We start from the raw sequence: 16,777 nt of genomic DNA, 5'->3' as shown, positions 1-16,777 counted from the left end.
TCCCATTTTAGCATCTTCGTTGACCGCCGTTCAAGCTTTTTTTCGCGTTTCCTTCCTTTTCGGTTTCAACAAGGGAAAAGGCGGCGAAGCCTTTTTTCATTCAAACGTCTGTGTGAAGGGACATATGCTGCGTTAGGCCTGTCTTCCTGCCCGTCCATTGTCTGAACGGATTGCATAAACAGTTCAAATTTTTCAGCAAATTATGGACAAACGAAAACGAACTTTGTTATAATCCAATCAGGAATTCCATTTATAGAAAATCAGTTACACATAATGGAACAAAGGAAGGAGAGATGATCAGCGAACATTTGAGAATCGATCACTTCACGGAATGATGGGAAACACCAAAACGCGATGTCCAATGAAAGGGATCTCGCTATTTTTTCGCTCTAACACTGTATCCGTTTTCTCGCATCAAAACAAGGATGGTGAACAAAGATGAAGCACAAACGACGTTGGGCGATGGCGTTTTTGATCGCGTTAGGCGTCATCATCAACTATTTCGACCGCATCAACATGTCCGTCGGCATCCAGCCGCTTTCCGAAGAATTCGGCCTCACGCCCGGACAGCTCGGCATTTTGTTGTCTGCGTTTGCCTGGTCTTATGCCATTTTGCAAATCCCAGCCGGCGTCATCTTGGATAAAATCGGCGTCAAATGGGTGACGCGCATCGGGACGATCATTTGGACGGTGGCGTGTTTCTTGACCGCCGTCGCCAGCGGCCAAGGCCTTGTCATGTTATCACGCGTCTTGTTGGGCATCGGGGAGGCGCCATATTTCCCATCAGCCGCCAAAGCAGTCGGGCAATGGTTCCCGCGCCATGAGCGGGCGACCGCGATTGCCCTTTACGACGCCCAGTCGAAGCTGTCAAACGCCATCGGCACTCCGATCATCGCGTGGATCATCACCGAGTGGGGATGGCGGGCTGGGTTCTATACGACCGCAGTGCTCAGCTTCATTTACGCCATCCTGTTCTGGGCGACATACCGCGACCCGCATGAAGACAAACGGTTGTCGAAAGAAGAGTACAACTACATCGTCCAAGGCGGAGCGCAAAAATCAGACGAAACATCGGGAAACGTTTGGGAGACAATTCGGTATTTGCTGACGAAGAAAAAAGTGTGGGCGACATTGATCGGGTTTGCCGCCTACGGCTACTCGTGGTTTTTGTTTCTCACGTGGCTTCCCGGCTATTTGGCGACGGAAATGCACATGTCGGTGCTGAAATCGGGCTGGTACGCCTCGATTCCGTGGATCGTCGGTACGATTTCGGAGATCACGATCGGCGGATGGCTCGTCGATCGGCTTATCAACAAAGGAGGCCATTCAACGCGCGTGCGAAAAACGTTTTTGGTCATCGGCATGCTGCTTGGGCTGTCCGTCATCGGCGCCGCTTTCACGACAAACCCAAACATCGCGATCCTTTGCATTTCAATTGCCCTTGGCGGCCTAGTCATCACGTCCTCGATTGCCTACAGCATTCCGACATTTATTGCGCCGCCAGGCACGGTCGGGACGTTGACCGGCTTGTTGACGTTCGGCAACAACTCGATGGCGATTGTCGCCCCGATCGTGACGGGGTTCATCGTTCAAGCGACCGGCTCGTTCATGTATGCGTTTCTCGTCGCGGCGCTCATTTTGCTCGCCGGCATTTTCAGCTATTTGTTCCTGCTGACGGATTTAGAGCCGATTGAGCCGATGGCTCGGCCGGAAACAACGCAAAACGCAAGCATCGGACATATAAAAGTGCGATAGCGAAAAAGAAGCGCCTTCGTCCAACGCGGCGAAGGCGTCTTTCCATGCTGTGGCTTTGCGGTGAATCAAGCTGCACGCCGCCTCAACGCAACATCCATCCGTTTAATGCCCCGTAAACCACCCAAGCGGCACAGTCACAAGAGACGGAAAGAAAATCAACAAAAGCAACAGAAGCGTCTCCACCAGCAAAAACGGCCAAACTCCTTTCATGATGTCTTCCATGTTGATTTTCGCCACCCCGCAGGCGACGTTCAGCACCGTGCCAACCGGCGGCGTGAGCAGCCCGATGCAGTTGTTTAAAATAAACAATACCCCGAAGTATACCGGATCGATTCCCGCTTTTTCAATAATCGGCATCAGCACCGGCGTCAAAATGAGCACTGTCGGCGTCAAGTCCATCGCCGTTCCGACCAACAGCACCAAGGCGTTAATGGCCAAAAGCAGCGCCAGTGGGTGGTCGATAAACGGTGCGAGCACATCTGTCACGATCGACGGAATGTTGGCGACTGTAATGAGCCAGGCCGACACCATGGCGGCGGCCACCAAAAACATGACGACGCTCGTCGTTTTCGCCGCGGCCACGAGCACGTGGAACAAGTCTTTCACTTTCAGCTCGCGGTAAATGCACAAGCCGACCAACAGCGCGTAAAACGCAGCCACGACCGCCGCCTCGGTCGGCGTAAACACCCCTCCGCGCAGCCCGCCGACAATGATCACCGGCAGCAGCAGCGCCCAAAACGCCTCGCGGGTCGCCCGCCAAATCTCTTTCGCCGATTGACGTGGAAGCACTTCCACTTGATCTCTTCGGGTCACCCACCACCAGCAGATGGCCAATGAAATGCCAAGCAAAATCCCGGGAACAATGCCGGCCATAAACAGCTTCGTGATCGACACGCCGCTTGTCACCCCAAAAATGATCATCGGGATGCTCGGTGGGATGATCGGGGCGATGATGCCGCCGGCAGCGATAAGGCCGGCTGACCGGTTGCGGTTGTACCCAGCTTTGACCATCATCGGGATGAGAATGGCCCCAAGCGCCGCTGTATCAGCTACCGCCGACCCCGACAACCCGGCGAACAGCACGCTCGCGATGATCGCCACATACCCGAGCCCGCCGCGGATATGGCCGACAAGCGCCATCGCAAAGCGGATGATCCGCTTCGAAATGCCGCCGGCGTTCATGAGCTCCCCGGCGAGCATAAAGAACGGAATCGCCATCAGCGGAAAGCTGTCTGCGCCGCTGATCAAGTTTTGCGCGATGATTTGCGTATCAAAAATGTCCAAATAAAACATCAAGGCGACGCCGCTGACCAAGAGCGCAAACGCGATCGGCATCCCGAGCGCCATGACCCCTAACAGCGACCCGATAAAAACGACCAACGCCATTTACCGCTCACCTCCAGCGGCGCCTTGCGTTCGCCCGTGCGCCCATTCTGCCGCTTCGTGCTCGACGGGAGCGGCCGCGAAAACTCGTGCGTGTGATCGATGCGCTGCTACGCAACGGTCAAATCTACACGCCAAGAAAGGGGGAAGATCGATAGGGGTATCGATCTAACTGATTTTGTATCAAAACCCAGTTAATGACATCAGGCAAGACTGGGCTTCTTAAGTATTGCCTTTTTTCGGATCATCGGACAATCGAATTTCCAATTTCGATGATTTTTCACCTTGACATATTACCGCAGGACTTTTTTGGCAGCGGTTTCACGATCATCTACAAGCAAGTTTCGTGCCAACGAAAAAAAGCACAAACAGCACAAAAAACCGTTGTCTATTCCCGAACGTTAACAGACACTCTCCCGACACCACCCACACATTTCAGACATTTCCCCGACACTTTTATCCTCACCCGCCTGGGGCTCCCAACGTGTCGGTGCAATCCAAAAGGTTCGCCGCATTCTCCCGCTCCTTGGCAACCAACCATGAAAAAAGAACCAACAGCACCACTGCCGTTGGCTACAATCCGTACTTTTTCAGTTTCTCGTATAACGTCGAGCGGTGAATACCGAGCCTCCTTGCCGCTTCCGTCTTGTTGCCGCCCGCCGCCACCAGCGCCGCAGCGATTCGTTCCCGCTCGGATTGGTAAACCATTTCTTTCCATAGGTCCGCTATTCTCACACCCTGATCTGGCAAAGCGGAGACGGCCGGTTGAACGGTCGACAAATACGCTGGCAAGTGTTCTCGTTCGATCACATCTCCTTCAACCATGCTGATCAGCCATTCGACGACGTTGACCAGCTCGCGGACGTTCCCCGGCCATGAATAGTGGACAAGCACTTCCATGGCCTCTTTGGTAAACGACTTCAACGCGACGCCAAACTGCCGGCACATCCGTTCCATATGGTAAGCCAACAGCGCCGGAATATCCGTTTTCCGCTCGCGCAGCGGTGGGAGATGAATGCGAATGATGTTCAAGCGGTAAAACAAATCTTCCCGGAACGTTCCATTCCGCACCATCTCCTCGAGCGGCTTGTTCGTCGCAGCAATAATGCGCACGTCCACCTCGGTTTCGTATAGTCCGCCGACTTTCTCCACCTTCTTTTCTTCGAGGGCGCGCAAAATTTTCGCCTGCATGGCAAGCGGCATATCGCCGATTTCATCCAAAAACAGCGTCCCCCGATGGGCGAGTTGAAACTTGCCGGGCTTGCCCCCTTTTTTCGCGCCGGTGAACGCCCCGTCCTCATAGCCGAACAGCTCCGCTTCCAACAACGACTCCGGGATGGCGGCGCAATTCACGCTGACGAACGGTCCATCCGCATGCGGGCCCGCTTCGTGGATCGCCCGCGCCACCACTTCTTTCCCTGTCCCGCTTTCACCGGTGATCAGCACCGTCGACGGCACGCGCGCCGCCCGGCGGATCATCTGCTTCACCGCTGCGATCGCTGGGTGGCGGCCAATGATGCGCTCGATTCCTTTCGGGGCGGAAGCGGCCGTCTCCTGTGGTTTCGCTTCCGTCTCTTGCTTCTCCTTCCGGCTTGCCTCGCGCGACAGCTCCTGCAGGCGGCGGAAAATTTCATATACTTCCGATACCCCTTGGAAAATAAGCATCCCGATCGCCCCGATCACCTTGCCGTCGCGCCAAATCGGAATGCGGTGCACCACCATCGGCTGGCCGTAAATCTTTTGGATGTATCCGCGTTCAGGAATGCCGGATTGAACGCAAATGTGCAAACGGGTGTTTTCGATCACGTCCGTCACGTGCTTCCCGACCGCTTCTTCGCGGCGGATGCCGAGAAACTGGCAATACGCCCGGTTGATTTCGCGAATCACACCGTTCCCGTCAACAACGACTACGCCTTCATACGCCGCATCCAATACGGTTTTCATCGTCTCCGCCAGACGGTGCGCTTCCTCCAGTTCATGCCGCAATCGTTCCAACTCGGCAGCCGCGGCGGAGTCGACTTCCATGCACATTGTCTCTGCGCCGCTGTCTTCACGTCCTGCTTCCGATGAAAACGCCGCCAATACATTCCTGATCGGCGTCGTGCGGTCCATCTCACGCGCTGCTGCCCATAGCAGCATCCGCTGTGTGCACCGCCCGATCGTTCGGCCGTGCTCGTCGATGATGTCAACAGCGTCCATCGTATGCGCCAAGAGCAGCTCCATCGCTTCCCGCAATGTTTGATGGGAGTAAAGTACTATCGTTGTACCTTGACCAACCGTCATCGCCATCCCCTTCCGCTATTCTCTCTTCACGTACCGTTCGCCGTTTGCACCCAAAATCCTTCTTTTCTTTTTCTTGAAAATCATGGAGGAAAAACGGTCGTATCAAAATGAGCCGGCCTAAAGGGGAGCTTTTCCAGAATATAGTGATTTTCCCTTGCAGCACAAAATACACAATAATAAGCTCATTCCGAATAAGAAGAAAAGGGTGTCCCATCGCTTCTGAGACACCCTCCTCTTGTTCCAATTTTTTAAGTGACATCCGCCATCTCTGCGACTTCTCCGTCCCGCTTCGAACGACCTGTGCAATCGAGGCCGCCGGCGACGCTCAGCTCATAACGCCGGGAAACAGGCGCTTGCCGCAACAAGATCGTGCAAAGTTCAGCGGTCGCTGTTTTCGGCTGTTCGGCCGCGGTTCCAATCTCCCTCATTCAGCACACCCTTGAATCGAAGTACCGGTTTTCAGATCGACTGTCCTAGGGAATGATGTCCTTATACGAATTGCTTTTCTTTCAACTGGACTTTTTCTTTTACACGAGGGTTGACGAAATAGTTCGGATAATGCCCTGACAGTACATCGGCGACGTTTTGGGCGGTTTTCCGTTTCAACTCCCGTTCGGATTCTTCGGAATACCAAGCGACGTGCGGCGTAATCACAACATTCTCCAGCCGAAGCAGAGGGTTGTCCGGCTGAATCGGCTCGCATTCGGTCACATCAAGCCCGGCGCCGGCAATTTTTCCGTCTTGCAGAGCCCGGATGAGAGCCGGTTCATCGATGACCGGACCGCGGGCCGTATTGACGATGATCAATTCCTTTTTCGCCAGGTTGAACTGCTCGTCGCTGATCATTCCTTTTGTTTCTTTCGTTAACGGCGCATGGACGGAAATATAGTCCGATTGCCGGAACAAGTCGTTTAGCCCAACAAGCTGAACATTCAGCTCGTTTGCCACTTCCGCTGGAACGTACGGGTCATAGGCAATGACATACAAACCGAAAGATTGAGCTTTTTTCGCCAACGCCTGCGGAATTCTTCCCAACCCTACAAGACCGAGCGTTCTCCCTCGAAGCCGGTAAACCGGCTTGCCCACATTAAAATCCCATACCCCGTTTTTCACTTCGTGGTTTAACTTTACAATTTTGCGGGCTAACGAAAGCAAGAGCGCCAACGCATGGTCCGACACCTCGTCCACCGAATAGTCTGTTACATTGGCTACAATAATCCCCTTTTCGGTGGCGGCATCCACGTCAACGGTATTGACGCCGACCCCATACCGGGAAATGACTTTGCATTTCTCCAGCTGAGCGATCACGTTTGCCGATATTGGCGCATATTGGTTAATGATGGCATCAGCATCCTTGCAGGCGGCAATGACTTCTTCCTCGGTGCGGCACTGGGCGGCGATAAACTCCACGTTAAGAGGCGAAAGCACCTCTTGCTCGGGCGCTAATGTTTGAAATTCATAGTCTGTCACCACAACTTTGAATTTTTCCATATCGTTCCTCCCCCGCTCTTTTAAAAAATGTAAAAGTCATCTACTTGTCATTGCGCTGTTCCTACCATTCGGCCACCGAACCATCGGCATGACGCCAAACAGGATTTTTCCAGTTGTGCCCTATAGCTGCCATTTCTCTCACATACTCTTCATTAATCTCAATTCCTAGTCCGGGCCCTTGCGGAATTTTGACATACCCGTTTTGATACTCAAATACAGAAGGATCGACTAAATAATCAAGGAGATCGTTCCCTTGATTATAGTGGATGCCAAGGCTTTGTTCCTGGATAAAAGCGTTATACGCCACCGCATCCACTTGCAAAGAGGCGGCCAACGCGATGGGGCCTAACGGGCAATGCGGCGCCAACGCGACATCATACGCCTCAGCCATTGCTGCAATTTTCCTCACTTCTGTAATCCCGCCCGCGTGGGAAAGGTCCGGCTGAATGATATCGACATACCCTTCTGATAAAACGGTTTTGAAGTCCCATCGCGAAAACATTCGTTCTCCGGTCGCAATCGGGATATTTGAGTGCCTAGCGATTTCCCTCAATGCTTCATTATGTTCTGGCAGTACCGGTTCTTCGATAAACATCGGATGGTATGGTTCAAGCTCTTTGGCCAACATTTTTGCCATCGGCTTGTGAACACGGCCGTGGAAATCGATGCCGATTCCGAACTCCTTGCCGGCCACTTGGCGCACGGCAGCCACCCGTTCGACTGCTTCCTCAATCTTTTTGTACGAATCGATGTATTGCAATTCCTCTGTAGCATTCATTTTTACCGCTGTAAACCCTGCTTCTTTTGCTTTTTTAGCCGCTTCGGCAACGTCGCTTGGTCGGTCGCCGCCGATCCAACTGTAAACCCGAATACGATCGCGAACCGGACCGCCAAGCAGTTGATGAACCGGGACATTGAAGTATTTTCCTTTAATATCCCAAAGCGCCTGATCAATTCCGGAAATGGCGCTCATCAAAATAGGCCCCCCGCGGTAAAACCCTCCCCGATAAAGAACGGTCCAATGTTCTTCAATCGCCATCGGATCCTTTCCAATTAAATAGTCGCTCAGCTCTTCCACCGCTGTGCGCACAGTGTTCGCCCTTCCCTCGACAATCGGTTCACCCCATCCGGCAATCCCTTCATCTGTACTGATTTTTAAAAACAGCCAGCGCGGCGGGACAAGAAACGTCTCGAGCTTTGTAATTTTCATTCTCTTATTTCCCCTCTCTTTCCGCTGCGTTTCTCACCGTCTCTACAAACTTCTTCGCTGTTTCCCTGAGAAGATCAAACCGCCCCTCCTCAATAACCTGTTTATTTAATAGAGCACTGCCGACTCCCACAGCCGCTGCACCGTTTCGGATAAACGCCCCTGCATTTTCCAATGTAACGCCGCCGGTTGGCATGAGTGGAATATGACCTAACGGCCCGCTCAGCTCTTTAAAGTATTGAGGTCCTAAGGAGCCAGCCGGAAATACTTTTAACAAATCAGCCCCCATTTGATAGGCCTTGACGATTTCCGTCGGCGTCATCACGCCTGGGATGGAAATTTTCCCGTACCGGTTTGTCACCGAGATCGTCTCCCCATCAAAAATGGGAGAAAAAATAAAGTCCGCACCAGCTTCAATCGCCCGCTTAGCCGTTTCGGCATCCAATACAGTCCCGGCTCCGACAATCGCTTTTGCGCCGAACGTTTCCTTTAGTTCGGCAATCATTTCGAAACCGCCGGGAGTGTCGACCGTCACCTCGAGCACCTCAACTCCTCCGGCGACAAGCGCCTCGGCGATTTGGAAAATTTGCGCCCTTTTCGGCTTTCGAATCACCGCCACTAATTTTGAATTTTTCAACCGGCTAAGATGATCAATCTTATTCATCTCTTTCCCCCCTACCGCCTTACATCCGCATAGCGAACACCTTGCAAAAATTCTTCCAATTCTTCCTTGCTCGGCAGCCCTTCCACATCCCCGTTCGTTCCGACGACAATGGCTCCGACGGCATTCCCGCGCCTCACCGCCTCGGGAATCGGCTCATTCCGCAACAGTCCGCTGATCACTCCGGCCGCGAACCCGTCGCCCGCCCCGACCGGGTCCACAACCTGCGGCACGACAAAACCTTTGACATATCCGTGTTCGTTTCCGAACCGATAATACGCCCCTTGCTCCCCTAGCTTGATAATGACGAGCTTTTCATTTCCGAAGAAGCTGGCGATTTCTTCAGGCGTGTTCCGTCCGGACAGCCATTTCCCCTCATCAAACCCCGGCAAAATAACATCCGCCTCAGCGGCCATCTCAAGCAACACAGGCCTTGCTTCCTCCATCGTCCAAAGTTTCAGTCGGATGTTCGGGTCAAAAACGACTTTCACCTTATGCCGTTTGGCAATATCGATCGCCTTAAAAACCGCTTCCCGGCATGATGGACTAAGGGCCGGGGTTATCCCTGTCACATGAAGAAATTTAGCGCCAGCGATATATTCCTCATCAAGATCGCCTGGGGACAGTAAACTCGCCGCCGAGTGTTGGCGGTAATAGTAGACTTTTATATTGTTTGGCGAGCGGTTTTCCTTAAAGAAAATCCCGGTTGGAGCTTCATCTGTATAAATGCATCGGGACGTATCGACTCCTTCACCTCTGATAAATTTGTGGATGTATCTTCCAAACGGGTCATTCCCAAGTTTGCTGAACCACCCGACAGAATGGCCGAGTCTTTGCAATCCAATGGCAACATTCGATTCCGCTCCCCCAATTTGCTTAGAAAAATTGTTGCTATACTCAATTGGGGTCATGGCTTCAGATGCAAATAAAACCATCGTTTCTCCAAACGTGACGACATCAAGCATCTTCATGATGAGCCCTCCACATATTCGCTTTCATCACAACAGCCCCGAACATAGTTTAAAATGTCGGCCCAATTCTCCAAATGCCGAAATCATGCTGTTTTAAGATTTCGGATTTAGTCAGCTTCCCTGAAGCCGTCAGAAACAATTCCTCGAAAATTCTCCGTCCCACCGATTCGAGCGATTCTTTCCCCTCAATGATCGTACCGGCGTTGACATCCATATTTTCTCTCATTCGCTCAAACATCGGGGTGTTTGTCGCGATTTTGATCACCGGCGCAATCGGCGAACCTGTTGGTGTACCGCGGCCGCTTGTAAACAAAACGACTTGCGCTCCACCAGCAACCATTCCCGTCAGTTGCTCAATATCATGTCCAGGAGTGTCCATCCAAACGAGTCCTTTTTTCGTTGGCCGCTCAGCATAGTTGATCAGCTCTTGCAACGGCCGTGTCCCGGCTTTTGCTGCAGCGCCGAGAGACTTTTCTTCCAGCGTGGTCAGCCCTCCTTTTCGGTTTCCAGGGCTTGGGTTCCCAGTGCGTATATCAACTCCCATCATCAGAGCGCGCTTTTCCATGGCTTCAATTACCTCGTATACTCTTTTCGCCACCCGGTCATCGACAGCCCGGTTAGCCAAAAGGTGTTCAGCCCCGATCAGTTCAGTTGTTTCCGCTAAAATGACAGTTCCCCCGCGGTCAACAATCATGTCACTGACATACCCGACGGCAGGATTAGCTGAAAGTCCGGAACACGCATCCGACCCGCCGCACTCTGTTCCGACGATCAATTCACTGATATCGAACGGCTCACGCACTAACGCGGAAGCGTCTTGCACCATTTTTGCGGCGATTCTCGCCGCCTCGGCAATGGCACCCAATGTTCCTCCATGGTCTTGAATGGATACAAGCTCAACCGGTTTGCCGCTTTTCGCAATTTCTTGGGCCACACTTCTCCCTTGATGGGTTTCACAGCCAAGCCCCATCACCACGACGCCGTATACATTTGGATTCGTTCCCATGCCGACATACGTGCGAAACGTCTGTTCATAATCCACCCCAACTTGGGCACATCCGTGCTGATGGATGAAAGACACCGTGCCATGGACAAGCTCCGTCACTTGCCTTGCCGCCTGGGTGGCGCATACAATAGTGGGCAAAATAAGCACATGATTCCGAACCCCTACCCGTCCATCAGGGCGTCTATACCCCCAAAATTGAGCGGTTTCCATTTTTCTTATCTCCCCTTCCCCTTTTTCCTTCAACATTGTGGATGTGCACATGCTCCCCTTCGACGATATCGCTCGAGGCGACCCCGATGACTTCCCCGTATTTTATGACATCCTCTCCTTGTTTGATCGGCGCAATCGCAAACTTATGCCCAAATTCAATTTTTTGATTGATGGTGATTTCATACTCACGACCGTGGCGGGTGATGCTCACGACACTTCCGGCCGGAATATCGTCTAGTGCAGTGGCCACATTATCTTTCGCATTCAGGATGACAAAACGATAAGAGGGCATCGTATCGCTCCTTCCCTTCCCCCGAACTCATACCTCGCTCTGTTTCAACGCCCCGGCTACTGGAACACCCAATCCTTCAGCCCCTAGTTTCGATGTAATGGCTTCCGGATAATACTGTTCAACGATCCGCATGCCGAGTGCAGCCCGCCGCACCCGTTCCCGGCACAGTTCAATGTTGACCGATTCCAAATGTTTCCCTGACGGATAAACATCTGGATGGTTGCGCAAACCGAATTTAATATAAACCGGCGATAAAATGCGAATGATCTCTGGAATTTCATAATGCCGGATAAAACCGCCGAAACCGTCAGGCACTTCAACATACATGTCAAGAGGAATGTCAACAACTTGGCGGATTGCTGCTAACTTCGGCAATGTCAACGCAGTCGGGACATTATACGTATCCGCCCCTAGCTCCTGCATTAGCTTGATCGAAACCGGATTGGATGCCATCATTTGTACCGATACTTTGACGACAAAATTTTGCGGCAGCAGCCCGCTTTTTTTCATTTCCTTCGTCAACAGCAGCAGCCCTTCGTCCGCAACCAGCGCCCCTCTTACTCCTAGGCGGGCCGCCCTTTTTAAGTCTTCAATGGCATAAACGAGCTGGTCCATCCCTTCATGTCTCAGCCCGGACGCTTTTCCGGAAGGCGTCAATGGCAACGCGCTAATATCCCATGTGCCTCTTGGGCCGACAAAAAGGCTGAGCTCAATTCCACGGCTCGCACACATGTCACACATGTCACTAATTTCTTCATCCGTCAACAGCATAATGCCGCTCCCCTGCGACACCCGGTGAACGATGACCCCTAGGCGGTCCGCCTCTTCAAGGACGGCCTCGAGCGCCCGCGGGCCCTCGACGCTTGGAATTTCCACCCGGTATTGCGCTCCATCGGGGAATCGTTTGGCGGAAGTAGGAAGATCGTAACCGTCACCACCTGGATAACCTAGCGATTCAAGAAACTCTCGTGTTTCCTTCATAAACATGTTGACCACCCTTTCATTTCCTATGTGGCTATTCTGAAAACGCTCTTTTCTATTTTCTCACTTTACTTATATAAAAATTGTGTTTATTCAGAAACATATGGACACGTTCCTTCAAATCTACGCACTCTTTTAAAGGCGGCCTCAGTGCTGTCTGCCGCCCCAAAACCACCTGATGAACGGCCTCTTTAATGGCAAGAAACAGCGGTCGAGAAAGCTCGTAAATCTCCATAAGCTGCAAAATCAATTCATTCGACCTGAACATCTCTTCGTATCGCTGGGCTTGAAAGCTCTCAAACAGCCTAACGGACAGCTCGGGACAAAACACAGCTGTACCATTGATAGCACCTGCAGCCCCCATTTGTAAGGATGGTAAAAGAAGATCATCAAAAGCGGCAAACACAGCAAAATCCTTTCTCTGTTCCTTAATGCGGATTAACTGACGAATATGCCCTAATTTCTCTGTTGTATCTTTAATTCCAACGATATTTTCCTGATTCAGTGCGAGCCTCAGCACAAGATCCGGAGACAGATCCTGTCCAGTCAGCAACGGGATATTGTAAATCAACATAGGAATACGAATGCTTTGAGCTATGCTTATATAGTAGTCATACAGCTGTCGTTCTGTATATTTCCAATAAAATGGATTAACGACGAGCACACCACTAGCCCCGATTGATTCAGCATGTTGCGATAATAAAATTGTCTCCTTTAGCGATGTCGACCCTGTCCCAATGAGAACTGGGACACGTCCATCTATGTACCGTATTATCCGTTCCGTAAAGTTTTTCCTTTCTTCAGTCGTCAACGTGGAGAACTCTCCTGTGCTTCCCATGTAAAGCAATCCGTGAACGCCTCGCTCAATCAAGTAGTCGGCGAGAAGATAATTTGCTTCCCAATCAAACTCGCCCTTCTCATTGAATAAAGTGACAACTGGAGGAATAATACCTTTCAAGTCATAAGACATTTTTGTTCCCCCTCTCATACATGGCAGTATAAATAATATCCTCCAAAACAAAGACTGACTAATGCTGTTGTAAACTCTAGCGCTTTCCCTATATTGAGACGCGTCCTGCCCAGCACAATAGGAAGCGCTAAAGCAGTAGTAAAACAAGCCATTCCAATAATGGTTCCTGCACCAAAAACCAAAATGTATAAAGCTCCAACGGCAGCGTCGTCTACTGTTGACAAGACAAGAATGGTTAAAGCTGCACTTCCTGCTAGGCCATGTATTCCGCCAATTGCGATCGATTTGGCGTAGATCATGTTATTCACTTTATCCAAAGAAAGATAACCGCTTCGTCTATTCATGGCAAACAACGAGCTTCCCCCTAAATAAACAAGCATTATCCCAACCGCGATTTCAAAACCTGATTCGATTTTCGGAGGAATTTGAAATTTGAGCACAATAGCCAACAAACCAACCATAAGCAAAACGAAACTATGACCTAATCCCCAACATACACCCGCTAATAAAGAACGAAACAAACTTTTGCTTTTGCTTGCAATGATTGAAACGGCTATTACATGATCTGGCTCGAAAGAGTGCTTTATCCCTAACAGCAGACCTGCTATTAACGTTGAAACGATCCCCAGCTCCATTTGATCATTCTCCCTTTACTCTTCGTCTAGCCTCTTCTGCAGCTTCTGCATAAACATCTAAGAAGGCTGCTTGATGAGTGCGCGCAGCTTCCTTCACATCCTCATACTCCGGCATTTGCCTGATTACCTTTCCCTTGTGTATAGCCTGTTTGACGCGAATATTTCCATATGATGTAGAAACGGTCACAACGTCCCTTTCTAAAACTTCTCTCACACATGTATCTTTTCGAATACCGAGAGTCGTTGTTTCTTTTAGCACAAATTGGGCGCACTGCTCTACATGAGTTTCCGATGTCAAAACTGTCAAAAGAACGCCAGGGCGGTTTTTTTTCATAAAAACAGGAGTATAAAATACATCAAGCGCACCTTTTTCAAAGAGTCCGTCCATCACATATCCAAGTGCTTCGCCTGGCATATCGTCCAACTGACACTCTAGAATATAAACCGTCTCTTCTTTGGAATGGAATAACTGTGGACCTCCCGTCGTAATACGGACTTCCTCCCCAATTACCACCCGCAACACATTTGGTTGATCAGGCAAGTCACGTGTTCCAGCACCATATCCAACTGCTGATATTTTCATTGATGGAATTGGTCCGTATGAATTCACTTGACTTTTGATAATCCCGGCTCCGGTCGGAGTCGTCAACTCAAACGGCAAATGGTTAGAAACAACTGGTACGCCTTGAAGAATTTCTAACGTTGCCGGGGCTGGAACAGGATATACACCATGTGCACAACGAATCGACCCGCATCCTAACGGGACAGGGGAAGAGACAACATAATCAATATGAAGTTCCGTGAGTGCAATCGCTGTAGCGACAATGTCGACAATTGAATCAACAGCTCCAACCTCATGAAAATGAACTTTTTCAATGGGAATGCCATGGATTTTCGCCTCTGCGATAGCAATACAATGAAAAATTTGTTCGACCCGTTGTTTAACTTCCTCACTTAGTTCCGAACGATGGATCATATTGATAATATCTGAATAATGCCTATGGGCATGATGGCTTTTATGATGGTGGTCATCCCCCATGTTATCTTGAATAATGACGTCGAATTTCGTAGCGGAAATTCCTTTTTTCACTACCTTCCCCCATTGCAGTTCATAACCGGACAGGGGGAGTTTTTTCAGTTCTGTCTCGATTTTCTCCGACGGCACGCCCGCATCCACAAGAGCACCCACCATCATATCGCCGCTGATTCCCGAAAAACAATCCAAGTACAAAATCTTCATTTTTCTTCTCTCCCTAACACTTTGGCCTCAGCAACAGCCTGCTCAATAACAGCCATAACTGTGGCAGCATAATACCCCGCACCAAACCCGTTATCAATATTCACGACGGAAACACCGCTTGCACATGAATTCAACATAGTAAGCAAAGCTGAGAGCCCTCGAAAGTTTGCACCATATCCAACACTTGTAGGAACAGCGATGACTGGCTTTGAAACAAGTCCACCGACCACACTCGCCAGTGCTCCTTCCATACCAGCAACTACAATGACGACACGGGAACGTTCAATTATCTCGATTTTGTCGAGTAATCGATGAATACCCGCAACACCTACATCATATATCCGCTTTACCTCACATCCTAGCAGCTCCGCCGTTACCGCTGCCTCTTCAGCGACGGAAAAATCCGATGTTCCCGCACTCACAACTGCTACATAACCAGTTTTTTTTATTTCGACATAATCATGAGAAATCCAATAAAACATATTACAATCACTTCGATACTCAAAATGTTCCGTTGGATAACGTTCTTTGAGACTAGCTATCAGGTAAGAAGCTTTCTCTTGATTAACGCGTGTAGCAACCACCTTTTTATGAAATCTCATTAACCGCTCAAAAATACCAAGTAAATGTTCTTTTGATTTTCCATCTCCAAAAATGATCTCTGGAAATCCCTTTCTTCGTTCCCGTTGAATGTCTAATGTGGCATACCCAAGATGATCATAGGGAGCAAGAGTTCGATACGCTTCCTCTACCGAAATGCTCCCTTCTTTTAACTTGTTCAGCGTTTCTTTTATAATCTCACTCATTTTACCATTCCTTTTTCTAACATCTCGTTCATACTTCCGGATTTATATCCTCTAAGGTCAAGGGTCACATATAAAAAACCAAACTCTTTCAACTTGTTATAAATCGTTTGACGATGCCTAATCACCATTTCCATTTCTTCAGGCAACACCTCGATTCTCGCTATTTCTCCATGGTGACGAACACGAATCTGACGAAAGCCGAGATTGAAAAGGAATTCCTCAGACTGATCAAGCTGCTCGATTTTCTCTTTTGTAATTTTTTGTCCATAAGGAATGCGAGAAGATAAACAAGCAAACGACGGTTTATCCCATGTTTCTAGGCCCATTTCTTTCGATAAAATTCGAATCTCTTTTTTGTATAGCTCCGCTTCTTGAAGAGGACTCCGAACTCCAAGTTGTCTGGCCGCCTGAAGCCCTGGACGATATTCTCCTAGATCATCCATGTTGGAACCATCAACAACAGTGTAATTCGCACCATATTTTCGAGCTAATTCCCCTAAGTGGGTGTATAAATTGTTTTTGCAGTGGAAACAGCGATAGACGTCATTTTTAACAAAGTCCTCATTCTGAAGTTCATTAATTTGGATTTTTATATGTTTAACCCCTATTTGCTTCGCCAGCTTAGTTGCATGTTGCACTTCACGGGCTGGAAATGTTTCCGAAACAGCGGTCACGGCAAGCACCTGATCACCTAGAACCTCTTTCGCCATTGCCAATAAAAATGTACTGTCTACTCCTCCGGAAAAAGCCACCAACAAATTTCCCATTTCTTCAATAATATGGATAAGTCGTTTTCTCTTCTGCACTAGATATTCCGCCAACCCAATCTCCCCTTTTCCGTCGTGATTGTCCATAACACTATCTGTCAAGAAGGTGCCCCATTATC

General features: G+C 49.9%; 16 protein-coding genes. 1 reads left to right on the top strand and 15 read right to left on the bottom strand.

Annotation, left to right across the window (positions count from 1 at the left end; translation table 11 throughout):
- Window positions 1-438: 438 nt before the first annotated feature.
- Window positions 439-1,755 carry an MFS transporter gene (locus tag B9L19_RS08630; RefSeq protein WP_047752948.1) on the top strand — a complete coding sequence of 439 codons (1,317 nt, stop codon included), beginning with the start codon at window positions 439-441 and terminating at the stop codon, window positions 1,753-1,755.
- A gap of 102 nt (window positions 1,756-1,857) precedes the next feature.
- Here B9L19_RS08630 and B9L19_RS08625 read toward each other — a convergent pair whose 3' ends face one another.
- The 15 genes from B9L19_RS08625 to larE form a co-directional block, all read right to left on the bottom strand.
- A complete protein-coding gene (locus B9L19_RS08625) occupies window positions 1,858-3,141 on the bottom strand; it encodes a TRAP transporter large permease subunit (RefSeq protein ID WP_089113900.1) in 1,284 nt (427 codons plus the stop codon).
- 570 nt (window positions 3,142-3,711) lie between these two features.
- The gene (locus B9L19_RS08620; RefSeq protein WP_047753014.1) at window positions 3,712-5,421 is read right to left on the bottom strand and encodes a sigma-54-dependent Fis family transcriptional regulator; all 1,710 of its coding nucleotides are present in this window, start codon (window positions 5,419-5,421) and stop codon (window positions 3,712-3,714) included.
- A gap of 248 nt (window positions 5,422-5,669) precedes the next feature.
- Complete coding sequence (locus B9L19_RS08615; RefSeq protein WP_047753013.1) at window positions 5,670-5,849, bottom strand: hypothetical protein; 180 nt, start codon at window positions 5,847-5,849, stop codon at window positions 5,670-5,672.
- A gap of 61 nt (window positions 5,850-5,910) precedes the next feature.
- Window positions 5,911-6,912, bottom strand: coding sequence for a C-terminal binding protein (locus tag B9L19_RS08610; RefSeq protein WP_047753012.1), 1,002 nt, complete (start codon window positions 6,910-6,912; stop codon window positions 5,911-5,913).
- A 61-nt stretch (window positions 6,913-6,973) separates the two neighbouring features.
- The gene (gene dgoD, locus B9L19_RS08605; protein ID WP_047753011.1) at window positions 6,974-8,122 is read right to left on the bottom strand and encodes a galactonate dehydratase; all 1,149 of its coding nucleotides are present in this window, start codon (window positions 8,120-8,122) and stop codon (window positions 6,974-6,976) included.
- Between the two features lie 4 nt (window positions 8,123-8,126).
- Complete coding sequence (locus B9L19_RS08600) at window positions 8,127-8,783, bottom strand: bifunctional 4-hydroxy-2-oxoglutarate aldolase/2-dehydro-3-deoxy-phosphogluconate aldolase (RefSeq protein ID WP_047753010.1); 657 nt, start codon at window positions 8,781-8,783, stop codon at window positions 8,127-8,129.
- Window positions 8,784-8,794: 11 nt separating this feature from the next.
- Complete coding sequence (locus B9L19_RS08595; protein WP_047753009.1) at window positions 8,795-9,751, bottom strand: sugar kinase; 957 nt, start codon at window positions 9,749-9,751, stop codon at window positions 8,795-8,797.
- A 49-nt stretch (window positions 9,752-9,800) separates the two neighbouring features.
- Window positions 9,801-10,967, bottom strand: a complete 1,167-nt coding sequence (locus tag B9L19_RS08590; protein WP_047753008.1) for a UxaA family hydrolase — start codon at window positions 10,965-10,967, stop codon at window positions 9,801-9,803.
- Complete coding sequence (locus B9L19_RS08585) at window positions 10,939-11,259, bottom strand: UxaA family hydrolase (protein ID WP_047753007.1); 321 nt, start codon at window positions 11,257-11,259, stop codon at window positions 10,939-10,941. The genes B9L19_RS08590 and B9L19_RS08585 overlap by 29 nt, the downstream gene beginning before the upstream one ends.
- A gap of 27 nt (window positions 11,260-11,286) precedes the next feature.
- The gene (locus B9L19_RS08580) at window positions 11,287-12,246 is read right to left on the bottom strand and encodes a U32 family peptidase (protein WP_047753018.1); all 960 of its coding nucleotides are present in this window, start codon (window positions 12,244-12,246) and stop codon (window positions 11,287-11,289) included.
- A 49-nt stretch (window positions 12,247-12,295) separates the two neighbouring features.
- Window positions 12,296-13,210, bottom strand: a complete 915-nt coding sequence (locus tag B9L19_RS08575; RefSeq protein WP_047753006.1) for a dihydrodipicolinate synthase family protein — start codon at window positions 13,208-13,210, stop codon at window positions 12,296-12,298.
- A gap of 14 nt (window positions 13,211-13,224) precedes the next feature.
- A complete protein-coding gene (locus B9L19_RS08570; RefSeq protein WP_047753005.1) occupies window positions 13,225-13,845 on the bottom strand; it encodes an urease accessory protein in 621 nt (206 codons plus the stop codon).
- A gap of 4 nt (window positions 13,846-13,849) precedes the next feature.
- Window positions 13,850-15,085 carry a nickel pincer cofactor biosynthesis protein LarC gene (gene larC, locus B9L19_RS08565; RefSeq protein WP_089113899.1) on the bottom strand — a complete coding sequence of 412 codons (1,236 nt, stop codon included), beginning with the start codon at window positions 15,083-15,085 and terminating at the stop codon, window positions 13,850-13,852.
- Window positions 15,082-15,891 carry a nickel pincer cofactor biosynthesis protein LarB gene (gene larB / locus B9L19_RS08560; RefSeq protein ID WP_047753004.1) on the bottom strand — a complete coding sequence of 270 codons (810 nt, stop codon included), beginning with the start codon at window positions 15,889-15,891 and terminating at the stop codon, window positions 15,082-15,084. The genes larC and larB overlap by 4 nt, the downstream gene beginning before the upstream one ends.
- On the bottom strand, window positions 15,888-16,745 hold the full coding sequence (larE, locus tag B9L19_RS08555) for an ATP-dependent sacrificial sulfur transferase LarE (protein WP_425268996.1): 858 nt from the start codon (window positions 16,743-16,745) through the stop codon (window positions 15,888-15,890). Before larE ends, larB begins: the two co-directional genes overlap by 4 nt.
- Between the last annotated feature and the right edge of the window lie 32 nt (window positions 16,746-16,777).

It is taken from the genome of Geobacillus thermocatenulatus, assembly GCF_002217655.1.
Classification (GTDB): domain Bacteria; phylum Bacillota; class Bacilli; order Bacillales; family Anoxybacillaceae; genus Geobacillus; species Geobacillus thermocatenulatus.
This window is presented reverse-complemented; position numbering and strand designations above follow the sequence as displayed.

Bases quoted from the DNA above. Each gene is read 5' to 3' on its own strand.
- B9L19_RS08610 (WP_047753012.1), bottom strand. From the start codon at position 6,912: ATGGAAAAATTCAAAGTTGTGGTGACAGACTATGAATTTCAAACATTA.
- B9L19_RS08595 (WP_047753009.1), bottom strand. From the start codon at position 9,751: ATGAAGATGCTTGATGTCGTCACGTTTGGAGAAACGATGGTTTTATTT.
- B9L19_RS08630 (WP_047752948.1), top strand. From the start codon at position 439: ATGAAGCACAAACGACGTTGGGCGATGGCGTTTTTGATCGCGTTAGGC.
- larE (WP_425268996.1), bottom strand. From the start codon at position 16,745: ATGGACAATCACGACGGAAAAGGGGAGATTGGGTTGGCGGAATATCTA.
- B9L19_RS08615 (WP_047753013.1), bottom strand. From the start codon at position 5,849: ATGAGGGAGATTGGAACCGCGGCCGAACAGCCGAAAACAGCGACCGCT.
- B9L19_RS08580 (WP_047753018.1), bottom strand. From the start codon at position 12,246: ATGTTTATGAAGGAAACACGAGAGTTTCTTGAATCGCTAGGTTATCCA.
- larC (WP_089113899.1), bottom strand. From the start codon at position 15,085: ATGAAGATTTTGTACTTGGATTGTTTTTCGGGAATCAGCGGCGATATG.
- B9L19_RS08575 (WP_047753006.1), bottom strand. From the start codon at position 13,210: ATGTCTTATGACTTGAAAGGTATTATTCCTCCAGTTGTCACTTTATTC.
- B9L19_RS08585 (WP_047753007.1), bottom strand. From the start codon at position 11,259: ATGCCCTCTTATCGTTTTGTCATCCTGAATGCGAAAGATAATGTGGCC.
- larB (WP_047753004.1), bottom strand. From the start codon at position 15,891: ATGAGTGAGATTATAAAAGAAACGCTGAACAAGTTAAAAGAAGGGAGC.
- B9L19_RS08570 (WP_047753005.1), bottom strand. From the start codon at position 13,845: ATGGAGCTGGGGATCGTTTCAACGTTAATAGCAGGTCTGCTGTTAGGG.
- B9L19_RS08590 (WP_047753008.1), bottom strand. From the start codon at position 10,967: ATGGAAACCGCTCAATTTTGGGGGTATAGACGCCCTGATGGACGGGTA.
- dgoD (WP_047753011.1), bottom strand. From the start codon at position 8,122: ATGAAAATTACAAAGCTCGAGACGTTTCTTGTCCCGCCGCGCTGGCTG.
- B9L19_RS08620 (WP_047753014.1), bottom strand. From the start codon at position 5,421: ATGACGGTTGGTCAAGGTACAACGATAGTACTTTACTCCCATCAAACA.
- B9L19_RS08600 (WP_047753010.1), bottom strand. From the start codon at position 8,783: ATGAATAAGATTGATCATCTTAGCCGGTTGAAAAATTCAAAATTAGTG.
- B9L19_RS08625 (WP_089113900.1), bottom strand. From the start codon at position 3,141: ATGGCGTTGGTCGTTTTTATCGGGTCGCTGTTAGGGGTCATGGCGCTC.